This window comes from Streptomyces sp. GL_141 (assembly GCF_057834385.1).
The window spans coordinates 1,059,954-1,078,060 of sequence record NZ_CM174402.1 but is presented as its reverse complement, the minus strand read 5'-3'; the positions used below and the strand labels follow the sequence as shown (position 1 = coordinate 1,078,060).

At 70.3% G+C, this 18,107-nt stretch carries 12 protein-coding genes and 2 pseudogenes; 9 read left to right on the top strand and 5 right to left on the bottom strand.

Annotation, left to right across the window (positions count from 1 at the left end):
* Positions 1-16: 16 nt before the first annotated feature.
* Positions 17-1,417 (bottom strand): tyrosine-type recombinase/integrase, encoded by a 1,401-nt coding sequence (locus AC3IX6_RS04680; protein ID WP_489368976.1) that lies wholly within the window; start codon positions 1,415-1,417, stop codon positions 17-19.
* A gap of 219 nt (positions 1,418-1,636) precedes the next feature.
* Here AC3IX6_RS04680 and AC3IX6_RS04675 point away from each other — a divergent pair.
* Positions 1,637-1,990 (top strand): annotated as a pseudogene (locus AC3IX6_RS04675) (hypothetical protein); the annotation flags it as partial.
* Here AC3IX6_RS04675 and AC3IX6_RS04670 read toward each other — a convergent pair.
* Positions 1,976-2,775, bottom strand: a pseudogene (locus AC3IX6_RS04670) (IS5 family transposase); the annotation flags it as partial. The pseudogenes AC3IX6_RS04675 and AC3IX6_RS04670 overlap by 15 nt on opposite strands.
* A 551-nt stretch (positions 2,776-3,326) precedes the next feature.
* Between AC3IX6_RS04670 and AC3IX6_RS04665 the strand changes: the two are divergent.
* On the top strand, positions 3,327-6,371 hold the full coding sequence (locus tag AC3IX6_RS04665) for an AfsR/SARP family transcriptional regulator (protein WP_489368975.1): 3,045 nt from the start codon (positions 3,327-3,329) through the stop codon (positions 6,369-6,371).
* A 45-nt stretch (positions 6,372-6,416) separates the two neighbouring features.
* Here the strand turns inward: AC3IX6_RS04665 and AC3IX6_RS04660 are convergent, their stop codons facing one another.
* Both AC3IX6_RS04660 and AC3IX6_RS04655 read right to left on the bottom strand, forming a co-directional pair.
* Entirely contained in the window at positions 6,417-6,569 is a 153-nt protein-coding gene (locus AC3IX6_RS04660; RefSeq protein WP_489368974.1) for a hypothetical protein, read from the bottom strand.
* Positions 6,570-6,673: 104 nt separating this feature from the next.
* Entirely contained in the window at positions 6,674-6,889 is a 216-nt protein-coding gene (locus tag AC3IX6_RS04655; protein WP_365781137.1) for a hypothetical protein, read from the bottom strand.
* A 373-nt stretch (positions 6,890-7,262) separates the two neighbouring features.
* Here AC3IX6_RS04655 and AC3IX6_RS04650 point away from each other — a divergent pair, with 373 nt between their 5' ends.
* Both AC3IX6_RS04650 and AC3IX6_RS04645 read left to right on the top strand, forming a co-directional pair.
* The gene (locus AC3IX6_RS04650) at positions 7,263-8,054 is read left to right on the top strand and encodes a thioesterase II family protein (protein WP_489368973.1); all 792 of its coding nucleotides are present in this window, start codon (positions 7,263-7,265) and stop codon (positions 8,052-8,054) included.
* Positions 8,055-8,276: 222 nt separating this feature from the next.
* Complete coding sequence (locus tag AC3IX6_RS04645) at positions 8,277-9,566, top strand: helix-turn-helix domain-containing protein (RefSeq protein WP_489368972.1); 1,290 nt, start codon at positions 8,277-8,279, stop codon at positions 9,564-9,566.
* A gap of 153 nt (positions 9,567-9,719) precedes the next feature.
* Here AC3IX6_RS04645 and AC3IX6_RS04640 read toward each other — a convergent pair whose 3' ends face one another.
* Entirely contained in the window at positions 9,720-11,051 is a 1,332-nt protein-coding gene (locus AC3IX6_RS04640) for an MFS transporter (protein WP_489368971.1), read from the bottom strand.
* A gap of 217 nt (positions 11,052-11,268) precedes the next feature.
* Between AC3IX6_RS04640 and AC3IX6_RS04635 the strand changes: the two genes are divergently transcribed.
* Genes AC3IX6_RS04635 through AC3IX6_RS04615 form a run of 5 tightly spaced genes read left to right on the top strand, consistent with a single transcriptional unit; the run spans position 11,269 to position 18,031 of the window.
* A complete protein-coding gene (locus tag AC3IX6_RS04635; RefSeq protein WP_489368969.1) occupies positions 11,269-12,600 on the top strand; it encodes a cytochrome P450 in 1,332 nt (443 codons plus the stop codon).
* Complete coding sequence (locus AC3IX6_RS04630; protein ID WP_489368967.1) at positions 12,587-15,817, top strand: non-ribosomal peptide synthetase; 3,231 nt, start codon at positions 12,587-12,589, stop codon at positions 15,815-15,817. The genes AC3IX6_RS04635 and AC3IX6_RS04630 overlap by 14 nt, the downstream gene beginning before the upstream one ends.
* A 13-nt stretch (positions 15,818-15,830) precedes the next feature.
* Entirely contained in the window at positions 15,831-16,100 is a 270-nt protein-coding gene (locus AC3IX6_RS04625; protein ID WP_489368966.1) for a phosphopantetheine-binding protein, read from the top strand.
* A gap of 6 nt (positions 16,101-16,106) precedes the next feature.
* Positions 16,107-17,276, top strand: coding sequence for a 50S ribosomal protein L11 methyltransferase (locus AC3IX6_RS04620; protein ID WP_489368964.1), 1,170 nt, complete (start codon positions 16,107-16,109; stop codon positions 17,274-17,276).
* Positions 17,273-18,031 carry a thioesterase II family protein gene (locus AC3IX6_RS04615; RefSeq protein WP_376396293.1) on the top strand — a complete coding sequence of 253 codons (759 nt, stop codon included), beginning with the start codon at positions 17,273-17,275 and terminating at the stop codon, positions 18,029-18,031. The genes AC3IX6_RS04620 and AC3IX6_RS04615 overlap by 4 nt, the downstream gene beginning before the upstream one ends.
* Positions 18,032-18,107 lie beyond the last annotated feature (76 nt).

Genomic DNA, 18,107 nt, shown 5'->3' with positions numbered 1-18,107 from the left:
GTCGGAGGCCGTTCTCTCATCCACGAGAGGACGGCCTTTTCCATGCCCGGAATGCTGGTGGTCGCAGTGTGGTCGCACGCGAGCTTCGGGGCTGGTCCGCCATGGTGCTGAACATGGGCGGGGCGGGGGAGCGGAACCGGTGGAAGGCTTCGCGGAGGCGCTGGACGTGGTCGCCTGGTGGTCGCAGCCACGCTGGCCGGTCCGTCCGGCGGCCGGTCCTCTCGGCTTCGGTGAGTGTGTGGTCGATGGTGTCGACGGCTTCGCGGGCGGCCTGCTGGGTGAGGTGGCTGTAGATGTTCGCGGTGGTCGACAGGGTGGAGTGCCGCAGCGTCTTGGAGACCACGGTCAGCGGCACGCCCGCGGTGATCGTGATCGTGGCGGCCAGGTGTCGCAGGTCGTGAACCGTGATCCGGGGGACGCCGGCCTCCTCAGAGAGCTGGTGGAGTCGGTCGAGCACCACGTGTGGCTCGAGGGGGAGGCCGTCGGCCCGGCAGAAGACGAGCCCGGCGAATGGGTTGTTGGGGTCTCCGCGGGTTCGGGGTGCTGATCGTTCCCGGTGTCGGAGGGCGGTGGCGACGCGGGGAGAGATCGCCACCCAGCCGCGGCTGGATTGGGTTTTCGGCGTGGTGAGGACGAGATGGTTGTTGTCGATGGCGGAGAGAGTGCAGCGCACGTAGAGGACGCCTTCGGCGAGGTGGACGTCGTCCCAGTGCAGGCCGAGGGCTTCGCCCTTGCGCATGCCGGTGCCGATGAGGAACTCGAACAGGTCGGCCATCTCGGGGTCGGCCTGATGGCAGTGCTGGAGGAAGCGGACGGCCTCGTCCGCGGTCCAGATCCTCCGTTCCGGCGACGGTGGACGGTGAAGAGCCGGGGGACTGGCGGGGTTGTGGGGGAGGCGGTGTTGGCGGAAGGCGTCGCCGAGGGCGCTGGAGAGGGTGGCCAGGCATCGGTAGAGGGTTGTCTGGCCGCGACCGGCGGCGAGCTCGCTGGTGACGAATGCGGCGATGTGACGGTGTCCGAGCTCGTCCAGCTTGAGGGTGCCGAAGGCGGGGACGAGGTCGTTGTGGACGTAGTCCCGGTATCGCGCCATGGTGGTCGGCTTGAGCACGAGGGCCTTGGCGGCGAGCCAGGAGGTCAGGTAGTCGGCGACGCTCTGGTTCGGGTCGGCGTTGAACCCGCCGGCCTCGCCCTCCAGGAACCTACGCAGCGCCCCCTCGGCGGCGTCGTGGCTGACGAATCCGCCACGGCGGACGGTCGTCCGGCGGCGGCGCGGTGCCGGGACGTCGACGGCGAAGGTCCACGTCCCGTGGTCACCGTCGGTGAGCAGGTGTGGGCAGTGCGCTCCGAGCTGGTGACGGTGGGTGTCCCGGCAGCCACACCTACGGTAGATGCGGCCGCGGTCGCCGATGGTACGCATGAGGATCGCCTCCAGGAGGCGGAGGAAGGGTCGACACCTCCAGTCTCGTGCGACCACCCGCGACCACCACGGTCCATGCGCCCCTGTGACCTGTGCTTTCCCGTTGTTTGTGCGCCAAGGGCGGCGGCTAAGTGCTGTGACCGCGAACCTTCGCCGGGTTGCTGGGCCGGTGATCAAAAGAGGAGGGGTGGATCCCTCCGGTCGCGGTACGGTCCTGCCATGTCCCGATCAGCCGATATTGGCCTCTCCCAGCCCCCCGTCACCGCGGACGACCTCGACCTTGCCGTGCAACTCGCTGTGGCAGTTCTTCGCGAGGCGCCCCCAGCCGCGTGGGAAGGCAAGGCCGGTTCGCTGGAATGGGACTGCTGGGAAACCGTTGAGCACCTCAGCGACGACCTCTTCGCCTATGCTGCGCAACTGGGCCCCAACACACCGCCCTTGGATGGCGAGGTGCCCTTCGTATGGGAGAGCCGACGTCCTGGCGGCCCAGCGAACGCCATTCACGCGAACCGCAACGCGGGGCCCGTCGGGCTGCTGCAGGTCCTGGAAGCGAGCGGCGAGCCGCTTGAAGCAGCAGATGGCGGCGGCAAGTCCGAGAAAGGCCAGGTAGTTGCGGGGATCGCGTTCGTAGCGGTGGTTGAGCCGGCGGTAGCCGGTCAGCCAGGACATCGTCCGCTCGATCACCCATCTGCGGCGGCCAAGCCGTTCCGATGACTCGATGCCCTTGCGTGCGATACGGACTCCGATCCGTTTGCCGCGTAACCATTTTCGCGGGTGGGGGACGTCGTACGCCTTGTCGGCGTGGAGGCGTTGGGGTTTGAAGTGGCGGCCGCGGTAGGGGTCGTGTCTCGTTTGGTGGCCCATGACCATGGGCTTCAGGGCAAGGCTGTCGTGGGTGTTGGCCGCGGTGACGCCGACGATGAGGGGCAGTCCGTTCGCGTCCGACAGGACGTGCATCTTGGAGCCCGACTTGCCTCGGCCCACGGGGCTCGGACCTGTGAGTTCGCCCCCTTTTTAGCTCGAACGTGGGCGGAGTCCAGGACGGCGCGCGACAGGTCGAGCAGGCCGGCGTCGTCGAGGCGGTGCAAAATCTCTTCGTGTAGCCGGCCCCACACTCCGGCCCGGGACCAGATTAGAAACCTGCGGTGGGCCGTGGACTTCGATATCCCGAAACAGGGAGGCAGTGACCGCCAGGCGCATCCGCTGACCAGGACGTAGATGATCGCTGCGAACAGCGTCTCATCAGGGGTGTCCTGCGTCCCGCCGCCCTGCGGCCGCACCTTCGACGGTGGGATCAGCGGCTCCGCGATCTCCCACAGCCCGTCCGGAACAATCCAACTCCAAGTACCCCGCCCCATACCGACATCAACGACGCCTCACCACATAGGACACGGTCTAAGGGATGAACTCCTGGAGAAGCACCCGAGCCGCTATCCGACCCCGCAAGTGGTGAGGAACGCCCTTGAGTTCCTGGTGTCCAAGGGCCGCATCCAGCGCCACAAGCAGCAGCGGTCGGTGATGTACACCCTGGTGACGCCGACTGACGCCGACTGAGTTTCCCCTGCGAACTCCTTGGGGCGCGACACATCGAGCCTCGCTTGCAGGTGAGGACGGGGGAGCGGGACTCAGGGGCCCACGCGATGAGGTCGCGTGCGCCGGCCCCCCCCCGGGGCAGCCGGACAGCTCCCCGCCAGACCCCTCGTAAGGCCGCGGCCCCGGTGCGTACAGAGGCATCAAACAGCGGTCTGTCAGCGCCTTTGGAGCCGGTGACATCTCCTCCGGGCCGTGCACTCGACGAGGGGAGGTAGTCCTGCCAGAGGCCTGCGCGACTCCGATCTCACGTTGCGTATCCAAGCGTGATCGCGGCGTCTATCATCCAGCTAACCAGGGGGTACGTGGGGGGCTACGGATGACGGAATCGGAATCCACAGGGACCGAACCGGACGAGAGACAGTTGCGCTTCAACATCTGCGGGCCGTTGGAGGTGTGGACGGACGGGAACCGGCTGCGGCTCGGCGGAGCGATTCAGGAGCGCGTGCTCGTCATGCTGCTCCTGGAGCACGGCAAAGTACTGCCCGTCTCCCGTCTGGTGGCCGGTGTCTGGGACGAGGAGCCTCCGGCGACCGCCGCGCATCAGGTGCGTAAGGCCGTCGCCGACCTGCGCCGGCGGATTCCTCAAGGCAGCAGTGTGCTGGTCACCGACGGGCCGGGCTACCGCGCCGTGGTGTCGGTGCCCCAACTGGACCTGTGCGAGTTCGAGGCGCGGGTCCACGACGCCAGGCTGGCGTCGGCGGCGGGAGCGCCCGCCGACGCGGTCGAGGCACTGAACGCGGCCCTCGCGCTGTGGAGGGGCCCGGTGCTCTCCGGGCAGGGCGGCCCTGTTGTCGACGCCTCGGCGGTAGCACTCGAAGAGGGGCGGCTGGCCGCGGCGGAGAGGTACTTCGATCTCCGGCTGCGCCTGGGCGAGGCATCGATGCTGGTGGTCGAACTGCGGGAGCTGGTCACCAGCCATCCGCTGCGGGAAGCCTTCCGGGGACAGCTCATGCTCGCGCTGTACCGGTCGGGCAGGCAGGCCGAGGCGCTGGGGGAGTACGGCGCCGTCCGCGAGTTACTGGCCGAGGAGCTCGGCATCGACCCCGGACCGGAACTGACCCGGCTCCATGAGGGCATCCTCCGGGAGAGCCCGGAACTTGCCGCTCCCGTCTCCCCTCCGGCAGTGACTCCGGCCGTCACCCCTCCCACCGCGCACCGGGTGCCCTGCGACCTGCCGTACGACCTGGCGGACTTCACCGGGCGCGAGCGGGAGCTGAGAGAACTGCTGGCGTGCGCGCACGAGGCGGACGACCGCAGCCGGATCGTGGCGATCGACGGCATGGGCGGCAGCGGCAAGACCTCCTTGGCCGTACGAGCCGCCTACCGGCTCGCAGCCGCCCACCCGGACGGACAGCTGCACATCGACCTGCGCGGCCACACCCCCGGAGAGCTGCCCGTCACCGTGGGCACCGCACTCGACATCCTGCTGCGGTCACTGGATGTGCCGGGAGGGAGCATCCCGGAGGACGTGCCGGGCCGCACAGCGCTGTGGCGGTCCACTCTTGCGGGAAAGCGGGTGCTGCTCCTGCTCGACAACGCACCGGACGCCGCCGGCGTCGTCCCCCTGCTGCCCACGTCGCCCGGCTGCCTGGCCATCGTGACCAGCCGTGCGCGGCTGGTCGACCTGGACGGAGCGAAGTGGATATCCGTCGACGTGCTGGCCCCGGACGAGAGCGCCGCCCTGGTCGCCGAGACGGTGGGCGCACACCGGGTCGCCGCGGAACCCGAGGCCGCCAGGGAACTCGCCCAGCTCTGCGGGCACCTGCCGCTGGCCCTGCGCATCGCGGCCGCCCGGCTGCACAACCGGCCCCGTTGGACCGTGCAGTACCTGACCGACCGGCTTCGTGACGAGACCCGCAGGCTGGACGAGCTGAGTCTCGGCGAGCGCAGCGTCGCCGCCACCCTGCGACTCTCCTACCAGGCGCTGAACGAGGAGTGCCGTACCGCCTTCCGGGTCCTCGCGCTGCACCCGGGGGGCGACATCGACCTCTGCTCGGCAGCGGCGCTGCTGGGTCTGGCCACCCGGGAGGCCGAGGACGTCCTGGAGTTCCTGTTGGACGTCCACCTGCTGCAGCAACCGGAGATGGGCCTCTACAGCCTGCACGATCTGGTGCGCGCCTTCGCCCGGGGCCTGCTCTGCGGGACGACCGCGGAGGAGGACGCCACATCGGTCGGGCGGCTCCTTGACTACTACCTCGCGGCGACCGAGGTGTCGTGCGAGTTCCTCTTCCCCGGCCGTCGGCGGCGGCCCACCGGGGTGTCCGAGGCTCCCACCGAACTGCCCGACATCCACAGTGCCGCCCAGGCCGGGGCGTGGTTCGTGCGGGAGCACACCACTTTGCTCGCCACCGTCGACCTGGCCGAGGCACGCGGGTACGACCGGCATGCGGCCTGCCTGGCACGCAATCTGTCGTTCCAGCTCAACGCAAGTGGCTATCTTGAGGAGTTCGCGGATCTGAGCCGGACCGCGGTCGCCGCGGCCCGTCGCCTCAACGACCTGGCTCTCTTGGGTGTGGCCCTGTCCAACCTGGGCGTCGCCTGCTGGAAGCTCGGCCGCTTCGTGGAGGGCATCGAGGTGGCCGAGGAGGGGCGCAAGGTGGCCCAGCTTCTCGGAGACCGGCACACGGAAGCCCACTGCGGAAGCACACTGGGTCTGTACAAGAGTCTCCTCGGACGCTTCCCCGAGGCGCTCGCCGACCTCCAGGAGGCGATCGCGACGGAAAGGGAGCTGGGCTCCGTCCGGGCCGAGGCCGAGAGCCTCACCATTCTGAGCGCGTTGTACGAGCAGTGGGGCCGTTACCGCGAGGCCCTCGAAGCGGCCCTGCGGGCCGTCGAACTCACGGGGCGGCTGGAGCAGCACGAGAACGAACTGGTGGCGCTCACCGATCTGGCCTTCGCCCACTTCGGCCTCGAAGAGTACGCCGAGGCCGAGGTACGGCTGGCGCGTGCGCGGGAGCTGTGCGACGCCACGCGGGAGCCGGGGCAGGTGGCCCTGGTCCTGGCCCTGTCGGCCGAGAGTGCCCACCGGCTCGGCCGCTCCCGGCAGGAGTCCGAGTTCACGGAGCAGGCCCGGGCCCTTGTCCGGCAGAGCCTTTCCCCGCTCCGCAGGGCCAAGGTGGAGAACCTGGTCGCGCGCCTGCTCCGCAGGAACCACCAGTACGACGAGGCGCTGACCGTGCACCGCCGCGCGTACGAACTCGCCTCCTCGGTCGGCTACCGGGCCGAGGAGGCGTACGCGCTGGCGGGCATGGCCGAGGCGGCCGGGGCACTGGGCGACGGACGCACCGCCGACGAACATCGCGGGTCCGCCGAGGAGTTGTTCGCGGAACTAGGGATTCCCGGGTCCTGCCGCAGGAGCTGACCGCACCGGAGCAGGGTGCGGCGGAGTGCGGACCTCGGGCGGAGTTCACACCCTGACAGCGGTGGGTCCCTTGTCCTCGGCGATGACGTGGTATCCCTTCCCCGGTCCGTCCGACGCACCGGACTCCACCGCGGCCGCCGTGCCGAGAACCAGTACCATCATGGCCACCGCGATGAGTCCCGTCAGATTGCGTCCCATGATTCCGCTTCCCCCCGCTTGGTGTCCTGCTGACGAGACAGACATTCGCCGAAGGGCTTCCCGAACGGTTCCTGTGCGGTTCCCGCCCCCGTTCCCCCGGAGATTCAGGGGGTCTTGTGACCGCCTTCGAGGAAGCACGCCGCGATGCGGGGGCCGTGCGCCGACAGGGTCACCTCGGTCCGTGCCGCTCCTTCCTGATGGTCGGTGAGATCGAGCAGAGCCGTGACCGTGGACCGCAGCACGGCCCGGTCCTCCCCGGTCACAGGCACACAGTCCTCGGACCGGAGTGCGACAACGCGGTGCATGCCGTCCGTGGTCATGGTCTCGATGGTGAATCTCCTTCCAGGCTCGGCGCCTTCGGCCCTACGAAAGGCCGCGGAGCTCCGGGAGCATCGCTCCGTCGCCGCGAATTCCCTTAGGACATCGCTCAGTTCGATCTCCACCAGCCCGTCATCGCGAGGGGGCGTGGGATGTGTCATGTGGTACTCCTCCGTGAACGTTTTTCCGGGTGGAAGGATCTCCGCACGCCATACCGTTCCTCTCCCTCGGCGTTACCTCGCCGACAACAGCCGCCATTTGCCGTTGAGTTGCCTCTCTCTGTCCTGGCGGCCCGCCGTCCCGCACTGGGAGGCTCCTGTCCCGGACCGACGGTGCGGTCGTCCCGAGCAGGAGAAGGAACAGGGAGCCGAAAGCATGAGACCTGAGCCCCAGAGTCGCTGGATCACCGGCAGGTGCCGCGCCGGAACGCCGCGGGTACGGCTGATCTGCATACCGCAGTCCGGTGGTGGAGCCGGTGCGTTCTCCAGCTGGCGCGCGCACCTCCCGGACGGTGTCGAACTGGCTCCGGTCGAACTCCCGGAGCGGGGCACCCGGGCCCGCGAACGAATGCCGGTGGGCATGGGCGCCCTGGCCGACGCGCTCTACGAGGGGCTGCGCCCCGAACTCGACATGCCGTACCTGCTGTTCGGGCACAGCTTCGGCGGAATGCTCGCCTACGAGGTTGCCGTACGGGCCGAACGGGACCACGTGCGCGCCCCACTGGCCGCCCTGATCTCCGGCACCCGGGCTCCCCAGGTGCCGCCGCGTCGCAGGCTCGCCCACAGCGACGAACGGACCCTGCTCACCTGGCTGTCCGACAACGGAGGGCTGCCGGCCGAGTTGCTGGACTACCCTGCGTTCCTGACGGAGGTCACCCGGGCCGTACGGATGGACCTCGGCTACGCGGAGTCCTACCTCGTGCCGCAACCGACGCGGATCGACACTCCGCTGTACGCCTTCGGCGGGGCCGACGACCTGGTCACGCCGCCCGATGCCCTGCCGCACTGGGAGCGTTGCGCCGCCGGGGAGTTCACCGTCACGACGCTTCCGGGCGACCACGGATATCCGTACGCCGATCCCGGGGCGATGATGGCCGCGATCGGCCGACTGCTTCCCACCGGCCCGGCGGCAGTCCGGCCCGGGAGGGAGCAGCCCGCACACAGCTGAGCACACAGCTGAAGCGGCCGGACGAAGCAGTCGCACGCCGCGTCGCAGGGTGTTCCCCGCGGCGCGGCGAGGGGCCATTCCCCGAATGGCCCCTTTCGGTATCCCCGCGGGAGGCGAACGGGAACGGTCGGACGGATACTCCCCTTGCCGACGCACCCGCTGGTGCGTCCCGCTGCCGGAAGCCTGCGGCAACGCCGCACGAAGGGAACTGGGGGAACTGACATGTCCAACAACGCACTGGTCCGTTTGCGTCTGATGCGCGGATACACGCAGGAGGAACTCTCCGAGCTGTCGGGAATCAGTGTCCGGACCATCAGGAATCTGGAACGCGGGCAGATCGTCAAGCCGCGCCGCAGCTCCGTCGACATGCTCCTCGCCGTTCTCGACCCCGGCCTGCGCCAGGAATTGCATGCGTTGCCCGCCGACGGCGCGGACTCGTCCTCCTCCTCCGCCGTCGCCGAATGGATGCACATGGTCAGCCCCGGCAAGGACGTCTGGCGAGGGCCGAAACCGCCGCGCACACCGATGATCGGGCGGGAGAGCGAAGTGCGGCAGATAGCGGAACTGGTGACTGGAAATCAGGTGACCGTGCTGACCGGACCCGGCGGAGTCGGCAAGTCGCGGGTGGCCCAGGCGGTCGCCGAAAAGGTCTGCCGCCTGTTCGCCGACGGCGTGGCCGTCGCCGAGATGGGCCGAATCCCCTCGGAACAGGACCTGGACCTCGACTCGGTCATGGAGCTGGCGTGGGGAGCCGTCGAGGGGCTGCTCGACGACGGGACGCCGGACACCGGACGGCGCCTGCTGCTGGTACTCGACAACACCGAGCACCTGCCGAGAACCACGGACCGGCTGGTGGACCGGTTGACCGCCGGCCATCCACAGCTGCGCATACTCATCACCTCCCGCCGCCCTCCGCGGTGGAGCGGGGTCACCCTCTGGGAGATCCCGTCGCTGACGGTGGAGGCGGCGGTGGAACTGCTGCTGGAAAGACTGAAGAGGGTCTGCCCGACGCTGGACCTGTCCGGTGAACGCGCACAGCTCGGCGAGCTGTGCCAGGACCTGGATCTGCTGCCCCGGCTGGTCGAGTTCGCGGCCCAGCGGCTGCGGATGGTGTCGCTGCCCACGCTGCGCTCCGACAGCCGTGCGCGGAGGCTGCTCGGCTCGGCGGACCACTCGATGCTGCCCCACCAGCAGTCGGTCGAGGCCAGCGTCCGCTGGAGCCTGAACCTGCTGGACGAACGTCAGCGGGACTTCCTGGCCGGTCTGGCCCGGCTCCCCGCGGCCCAGGTCCTCGCCGCGGACGGCCGGGGGGCCGCAGGCAAGGAGGCCTGGGACACGGCAGCGATCGACATGCTCTCCGAGCTGGTCGACTCCTCCCTCCTTCAGGTGGACCGGGGGAGCCGGTACGAGTACCGCATGCTGCGGCACGTCCACGCCTTCCTGGCGGCAGCGCCGGCCGCGGAGCCCCTCAGATCCGTCGCGGAGGAACAGGCCCTGGCGCTGAGCGGGTGAGCCCCCGCAGCACCATGGCCCCGTGGAGGTGCCTCCCGACAGGGAGGCACCTCCACGGGGTTGTTCGCGCCCGCCCCGAGGCTCCTGCCCCGACCGGGCCACCGCCCGAGCGTCCTGTCCCGACCGGGCCACCGGGTGGTACGAGCCACGCGGTCAGGCCGCGGGCTGGAGGGACGGCCGCTCTGCGGTCGCCTCGTTCACCTCGTTGACCGGGGTGGCGAGGATGTCGAGCGACCGGGAAGCCGTGACCGTGACACCGAGCGGAACCAGCAGGACGAGAAGCGCCAGGACGCCTCCCGCCACTCCGAACACGAAGACCAGACCGCCGGCCAGCATCGGGCCGGCCCACTCCAGCGAGTACGCCCCGAACCGGTTCACCGCCGCCACCCGGCCCAGCAGTTCGTCGGGGACGAGCTGCATGACGTACGTCTGCAGGATGACGTTGACGGGGACCGCGGTCAGCCCCGCCAGGCAGACGACCACGCCGATCTGCCACACCTCGGGCACCACTGCCGTGAGCGCGAAGGAACCCGTCAGCAGCCAGACCGACACGCACAGCAGAGGGCGTGCGGACACCCGCTTCATGACGGAGGAGGCGAAGACCGCGCCGACCAGCGCCCCGGCCACCGCGGCACCGCTGACCAGGCCGATCTCGGTCGGGCCGCCGCCTCGGTGCGCGACCACGGCGATGAGCAGCAGAAGGAACGCCTGGTCGATCATGTTGAGCAGGGACGCCATGACCACGACGAACCGCAGGAAAGGATGCCGCCGGACGAACCCGATCCCCTGGCCGACGTCCTGGAGCATCGTGGTGCGCGGCCCGTCCGGCGCCCGGTCGGGCCCGAGCGGACGCCGGATGTTGAGCGCCCCCAGCGCGGCGAAGACGAAGGAGAGCGCGTCGGCGAAGAAGGGAATGCTGCGGCCGAGCCCGAACAGGACACCGCCCAGGGGCGGTCCCACCAGCTGCGCGGCCATGTCGCGGCTCATCGCCTGCCCGTTGGCGGTGGCCAACTGCTCCTTGGAAACGATCCGCCGGAGCGACGGCGTACTGGCACCGAGGATGACCCCTGAGCACAGTCCGCTCACCAGCGCGGTGACGGCCAGCAGCGGGATGCTGATGCGACCGTTGTGCACGGACAGGCCGACCGCGGTCAGGACCGCCGCCTGTACGAGCGGCCCGGCCACCAGGATGGCGCGGCGCGACACCCGGTCCGCCAGCGCGCCGCCCCACAGCGTGGTGACGAGCACCCCGATGAGATTCGCCGAACCGATGAACCCGGCTTTCGTCACCGACCCGGTGAGGGACAGGGCCAGCAGCGGATAGGCGATGGACGAGACGCTCGTCCCCACCGCGGAGAGCGTATTGCCCGTCCACCATCCGAGGTAGTCCGTGTTCCGCCACAGCGAAACGACGGGGGCCTTGCCGTCGGCTCCTCTGCCATCGACTTCTTTGTCATCGGGCGCTCTGTCATCGGGCCGGTCCATCGAGGGGTCTCCTTCTGCTGACGATGCTCCGCCAGGAGCCTTGTGCAGTGCACCGGTTCACGGCCAGGCACGGCGCGGGCAAGGTCGTGGGCAATTCACCGGCCGCGAATCTGCCGGTCCGCTGCCTGGCGGCGGTGGCAGGCCCTGGACTCCAATCGACGCATCCCTTTCGAGCCACCGGAATTCCGGCGGCGATTCCCTTCCGCATGCGCCCTGCATGCCACGCACCGGAGGTCGCTTCGTGCATGCCGAGGCTTCTGGAACCACCTGGCCCGACGAGTCCCTCGACGCCGTCGACCTGACGGACCCCGAGACGTTCGCGGGAACCGATCTGAGCGGCTACTGGAGAACGCTGCGCCGGGAGCGCCCCGTCCACCGGCACCCCGGGGCCGAGGGCCGCCCGGGCTTCTGGGTCGTCAGCCGGTACCAGGACGTGATGACGGTGTACCGCGACACCCGGAACTACACGTCGGAGAAGGGCAACGTACTCGTCACGCTGTTGGCCGGAGGCGATTCGGCGGCAGGCCGCATGTGCGCGGTCACCGACGGCGCCCGGCACCGCCAGATGCGCAACGCGCTGCTCAAGGCGTTCTCGCCACGGGCCATGGAAGGCGTGACCCGCCGCGTGCGGGCCAACACCCGGCGGCTGGTCGCCGACGCGGTACGCCGGGGCGAGTGCGACTTCGCCACCGAGATCTCGGAGAACATCCCGATCTCCACCATCTCCGACCTGCTCGGAGTCCCGCACAGCGACAGGGAGTTCCTGCTGTCGCGGACCCGGGCCGCCCTCAGCTCCGACACGGCCGGCCAGTCCGTACCGGAGGCCTGGGCCGCACGCAGCGACATCCTGCTGTACTTCGCCGACCTCATGGAACAGCGGAGGGGCCACGCGACCGACGACGTGATCACCGTCCTCACCAACAGCCTCGTGGACGGCAAGCCGCTGACCCGGGACGAGGTGGTGCTCAACTGCTACAGCCTGATCCTCGGCGGCGAGGAGACCAGCCGGCTCACCATGAACGACGTGGTCCACATGCTGGCCGGTGACGCCGGGCAGTGGCGGCGCCTGCGGGAGGGCAGTGTCACCCTCGACTCGGCCGCCGAAGAGGCCCTGCGCTGGGCCTCACCCACCATGCACTTCGGCCGAACCGCACTGAACCGCGTCGTGCTGGCAGGCCAGGAGATCCAGGCAGGCGACATCGTCACCGTGTGGCACTCCTCGGCCAACCGCGACGAGAGCGTCTTCGCCGCCCCCGACACCTTCGACCTGGGGCGTACCCCGAACAAGCACCTCACCTTCGGTTACGGACCCCACTTCTGCCTCGGCGCCCATCTGGCGCGGGTGGAGGTGACCGCGTTGCTCGACGCGCTGCGGACCTGTGTCGCGGAGATCGAGGTCACCGGAGAGGTCCAGCACTTCCACTCGAACTTCCTGACCGGGCTCAGTTCCCTGCCCGTCCACTTCACGCCGGACGAGAGGGGACTCGACACCCTGTCCGTTCCGTCGGCCCACGAGAGAGTTGAGGCCAGCCACCGTGCTTCCCGATGAGTCACACGACGTACACACCAGGGCGACCCGTGTGCAGGAGGGAATGCTCTCCGTCGAGGGCACCCTGACCGGCAGACCCTCCCCCTTCCACGTGCTCACCAGCGCCGAGATCACCGGTCCGCTCGACACCGGACGGCTCACCGTCGCGCTGGCCCGGGTCGTGCGGCGCAACTCCGCGCTGCGCACCGTCTTCACACGCGACGCCGACACGGGCATGGTCGGCCGCCGGGTGGCCCGCTCCCGGGGCCCGAAGGTCATCGAGCAGGAACTGCCGCCGCAGCCGCCGGGCACGGACGTGGTCGGCCTGGCCGAAAGGCTGATCTCCCCGCTGGCGCCGCAGCTGCTGCGACCGTACGCCGAACCGCCCCTGGTCTTCGTACTCACCGCCGCCGGACCGGAGCGCACGGTGCTGTCCGTCCTCGCCCACCACGTGCTGCTGGACGGCTGGAGCTACGGCCTGCTGTGGGAGCAGATCGCCGAGGGATACGCCGACGGGGACCCCGCAGACGCCGAGGCGCCGGGCATGGAGGTGTTCGTCGCGGCGGAGCGGACCGGGGTTGCTCCCGAAGCCGTCGCCGCCCGCGCGGCCCTGCTCGAAGGCTGGCCGACCGTCGTCGAACTGCCGGGTGATCTGGAGCGTCCGCAGACCCGTGCCTTCACGGGGGCCAGGGTTCCCTTCCTGCTCACCGAGGCGGCCCGGACGGGATGCGTCGAGCTGGCGAGCACCCTGAAGGTGAGCCGCAATGTCGTCCTCCTGGCGGCCTGGGCCCTGACGGTCGCCCGCCGCGCCGGACAGAACCGGCTGGTGGTCGGCGTGCCGACGAACGGCCGGACTTCCCGCACCACCATGCAGGTCATCGGCGGTGCCACCGGTCTCACCCCGATCGCCTGCGAAACACCGGCGGAGGCGAGCGTCGCGGACTACGTACGGCTGACGGCCCGGGCGCTGCGGGACACCTTCCGGCACGGTGACGTCCCCTTCGAGGACATCGCCACGGCACTCTCGACGGGCGCGGACCCGGCCCGCAACCCCCTGGCGCAGATCGTCTTCGCCGCGCAGAACGACGTACTGCCCGCGACGCTGACCGCGGGCGACGTGCGCTTCAGCATCCGCATCGGCCACACCGGCGGCACGATGTACGACGCGATGCTGCACGTGATGTCCTGGGATCCGGTTGCCGCGCTCGAACTCGAATACGCGACCACCGTACTGACGCCGGGCGAGGCCACCTCGCTGGCCGGTGGCTTCGACCGCGCGCTCGTCGACATGGCCGCCGACCCGGAAGGCCCGCTGGCCGCGATCACCACCGTGACCGGCGCCCAGCGCCGACTGCTGGACCAGTGGGAGCAGGGCACAGGTACCGAGCCCACCGAGGGACTGTGGCAGCTGATCGAGGCAGCGGCGGAGCGCCGTCCGGACACCGTCGCCGTCCGGGACGGCGACCCGGACCGCAGGGTGACCTACCGTCGGCTGATGGCCGCCGTCACCGCCCAGTCGGCCCTGCTGAGCGAGGCGGGCGTCCGTGAGGGCGACCGGGTGGCCCTCGTCGCCCCCCGTTCCATCGAGGAGATCATCGCCGTCCTGGCGATTCTCCGGACGGGTGCGGCCTATGTCGGCATCGACTCCGGCAGCCCCGCCAGGACGACCTCGTCGATCCTGGAACGGGCCGGGGTACGGGTGATCCTCGGCACAGCCGACGGGCTCGCGGCGCTGGGTCCGGCCACGGAAGGCCGTATCGCGATGGCGGTCGTCGATCCCGCGGACCCGCCGCGGACGGGACTGGCGCCCGCCGCCGCACCGGCGGACCCCGAACGCGCCGCGTACGTGGCCTTCACCTCCGGTACGACCGGGGTCCCGAAGGGCGCGATGGTTCCCTGCCGCGGCGTCGTCAGACTCGCCCTGGACACGGAGCTGTTCCCTGCGAGGGCGTACGAACGCTACGTCCGCCTGGCCCCGTTGGCGTTCGACGCCTCCACCATCGAGATCTTCTACCCGCTGCTGGCGGGCGGAACGATCGAGGTCCACCCCGACGCCCATGTGACCCCCAACGCACTGGCGACCTTCCTGGAGCGGCGCGAGGTCACCGGGATGTTCCTCACGTCCGGTCTCTTCCGGCTGGTGGCGGACTTCCGTCCGGACGCCTTCCGCGGTCTCGTCCAGCTGATGACCGGCGGCGACGTCATCTCTCCTCCGCACGTGGCGGCCATCGTGCGCGCCTGTCCGGGAATCCGGGTGACGAACGGCTACGGGCCCACCGAGAACACCACCATCACCGCCGCCCACCACATCGACGACCTCACCGGCGTCACCGGCGGCGCCCTGCCGATCGGGCGGCCGATCCTGGGTACCGGCATCAAGATCCTCGACGGTACGGGGCGCCCCGTGCCACCGGGCGGAATCGGCGAACTGGTCGCGTTCGGCGAAGGAGTGGCCCTCGGGTACGTGGGCATGCCGGACGAGACCGCTCGCGCGTTCGGCACCGACGACGACGGACGTCTCTTCTACCGCACCGGCGACCTCGCGCGCTGGGACGCCGACGGTAACCTGCGCTTCCACGGACGCCGCGACAGCCAGGTGAAGGTCCGCGGCTTCCGGATCGAACCCGACAGTGTGGCCCGGCTCCTGCGTCAACACCCGGAGGTGCACGACGCCACCGTCGTCGTGGTCTCCGTGGGCAACGGCGACAAGCAGATCCTCGCCGCCGTGACCCCGCAGGGCGTGCCCCCGCAGGCCGCCGCGCTGAGGGCCTTCGTCTCCCGCACGCTGCCCGCCTATTCGGTCCCGCATCTGTGGACGGTGGTCGACGAGCTCCCCATGACGAAGAACGGCAAGATCGACATCGCCGCGCTGACGGCGGGAGCCGCCCCCGTCGGCACCGCCGCCACCCCGCCGGAACAGGCGGCGCACCCCGGCCGCGTACTGGAAGAGAAGGACCAGCAGCAGGCGCAGGCGCAGGAGCTGCCCTGCACGGGTGTCGCCTCGATGGAGGACATCATCGCCCAGGCCTGGCACGAGGTGCTCGGGCACCGGGACTTCGGACCCGACGACTGGTTCCTCGACGTGGGCGGCGATTCGCTCAGCCTGGTGCGCGTGCACACGATCCTCGACAACGCGCTGCCGGACCGGCGCCTCACGGTCGCCGATCTCTACGCCTTCTCCACCATCAACGAACTGGCCGCGCTGCTCCGCGCCGACGACCACGCCCTTTCGACCTGAGAAGAGACCGGACATGGATACACGTGACACGCACACCGCCGATGACATCGAACGATGGGTCGTCGCCACCTGCCGCGGCCTGGGCCTGCGGGTGGACGACGCGGACGTCGACTTCTTCTCGTGCGGCGGCACCTCGCTGGCGGCCATGCGGCTGATCGCCTCGGTCGAGGACGCCTTCGGCGAAGGAGTCCTGCCCCTGGACGCCTTCTACGACCACCCCGTGCTGCGGGAGATCGCCGGGCTCATCGCCGAGAACCAGCTCGCGACCCCGCAGGCGGGGTGATCGCCGATGACCGCTGCGACGAGCCTCGCCGACGGCCCGGTGTTCACCTCGCGGGAGGCGGGGGAAGCCCTGCGCTCGGTCGCCGCCCTCCTCCGGGAGGCGGAGTACGGCGAAGAACGGGCAGCCGGGCTGCTCCGGGCGCCAAGCTCCGGGCATCTGCTGAGCAATCCCGCCCGGTACGCCTTCTTCAGTGACCACACGCGCCCCGCCCCGGCGGACGCGCCGCCGAGCGTCCTGACGTCCCTGTTCCTCCTCAACCGCGCGGTGCCCGACCTGTGGGTGCACGCCGCGCTCAAGCCCGAACTGACCGACCTGCTCCAGGAACTCGCCCTCCTTACCAGGTCCGGCGACCACTACCTGGGCACCGCCTCCCTGACCCCCTACCGCTCCCGGTTCTTCCTGTCCGACCGGCTCTTCGACAACCCGGCTCCGCAGCAGGTGGTGACGAGGGACGCGGCCGAACTCGCCATGCCGCCGCACGCGTCCAGCCTGCTGGCACTCGACGCGGTCGACCGGATCGACGGGTCGTTCCTCGATGTGGGGTGCGGCAGCGGATTCCTGGCGCTGAACGCCGGCCCGGGATGCGGCCGGGTCGCGGGATTCGACCTCAACCCGCGCAGCGTCCGCTTCTCCAGGGCCAACGCCCTCCTCAACGGACGCGACGTCCGCTTCACGGTCGCGGACTTCACCGACCCGACCGCGCTCGGCCGCGCAGAGCTGGGCGACACCGGCAGGTTCGGCAGCCTCGTCTTCAACAGTCCGACCATGCCGCGGATCGAGAGCGATGCCGGCGAGTTCGGCCAGAGCACGGCACGGCAGGTGCTCCGGCGGACCGCGGCCGTCGCCCCGTACGTCCTGCGCCCCGGCGGCACCGCGCACGTACTGACCGTCGTCGAGGTGCCCCGGTCGGCCGGGTCGGCCCGCGAGGTCGTCGAGGGCTGGCTGACCGGCACCCACGCCGCCGATGTGACGGTCCAAGAGGTCGACTCCCCGTACCTCCGGGTCACCGAACGCCAGCTCCAGGACCGACGGCTGGACAGGCAGAGCCTGCTCTCGTCCGGAACCGCCCACGCACAGCAACTGCTGTCCGCCCTGGCCGCACGAGGCACCGGATCCGTCGTGCCGGTGCTCGTCGCGCTGCGGACCTCCTCCATAGAAGGGTCCAGATTCCCATGACCAAGGCACCGGACTGGATATTCCCCCTGCGCAAACCGACCGGGAGCCCCACCTCGCGGCTGGTCGTCTTCCCCTACGGGGCCTCGGGCCCGACGTCCCTGCGCCCCCTGCTCAACCGGCTGCCCGAGACGGTGGAGGTGCTGGGCGCCGCCCTGCCGGGGCGCGAGCGCCGCTTCGGGGAACCACCGGCCACCACGGTCGCCGAGATCGTGAGCGGCGTCGCCGAAGGACTGGCGGCACGGGAGGAACTGCCCACGTATCTCTTCGGCCACAGCATGGGTGCCGGACTGGCCGTGGCCTTCGCCCTGGCACATCCCGGATCCTGCGAGGGGCTGGTCCTCAGCGGGCGTCCGCCGCGCTCCGCCGGGCGCTCCGCCCTGCAGGGGTTCAGCGACGAGGAGATCGTCTCCTTCCTCGCCAGGGTCGGCAACACCCGTCCCGAGCTGGTCCGCGACGCGTTCTGGCGCGATCGGCTGCTCCAGCTGTTCCGGAGCGACGCCGCACTCGACCTGCGGACCGCGGAGGTCATCGCCGGAGGCGTCCTGCGGGAGCGGCTCCTGGTCCTGGGCGGCAGCGAGGACCCGGACATCGACGTGAGCGAACTGGGCGAGTGGGCGGAGCTGACCACCGGCGGATGCACGGTCGAGGTCTTCCCCGGCGGGCACTTCTTCCTCCTCGACACCGACACCAGCCAGGCGGTGCTCGACGCGATTGCCGGTCTCGTCCACGCCGTGTCCGAGCCGCTGCCGGTCTGAGACCACGCGCGGCCCCCAGGTGGTGGAGGGCTTCCACGGAACGCACCAGGCATCCGTGGGGACCCTTCACCGCTTC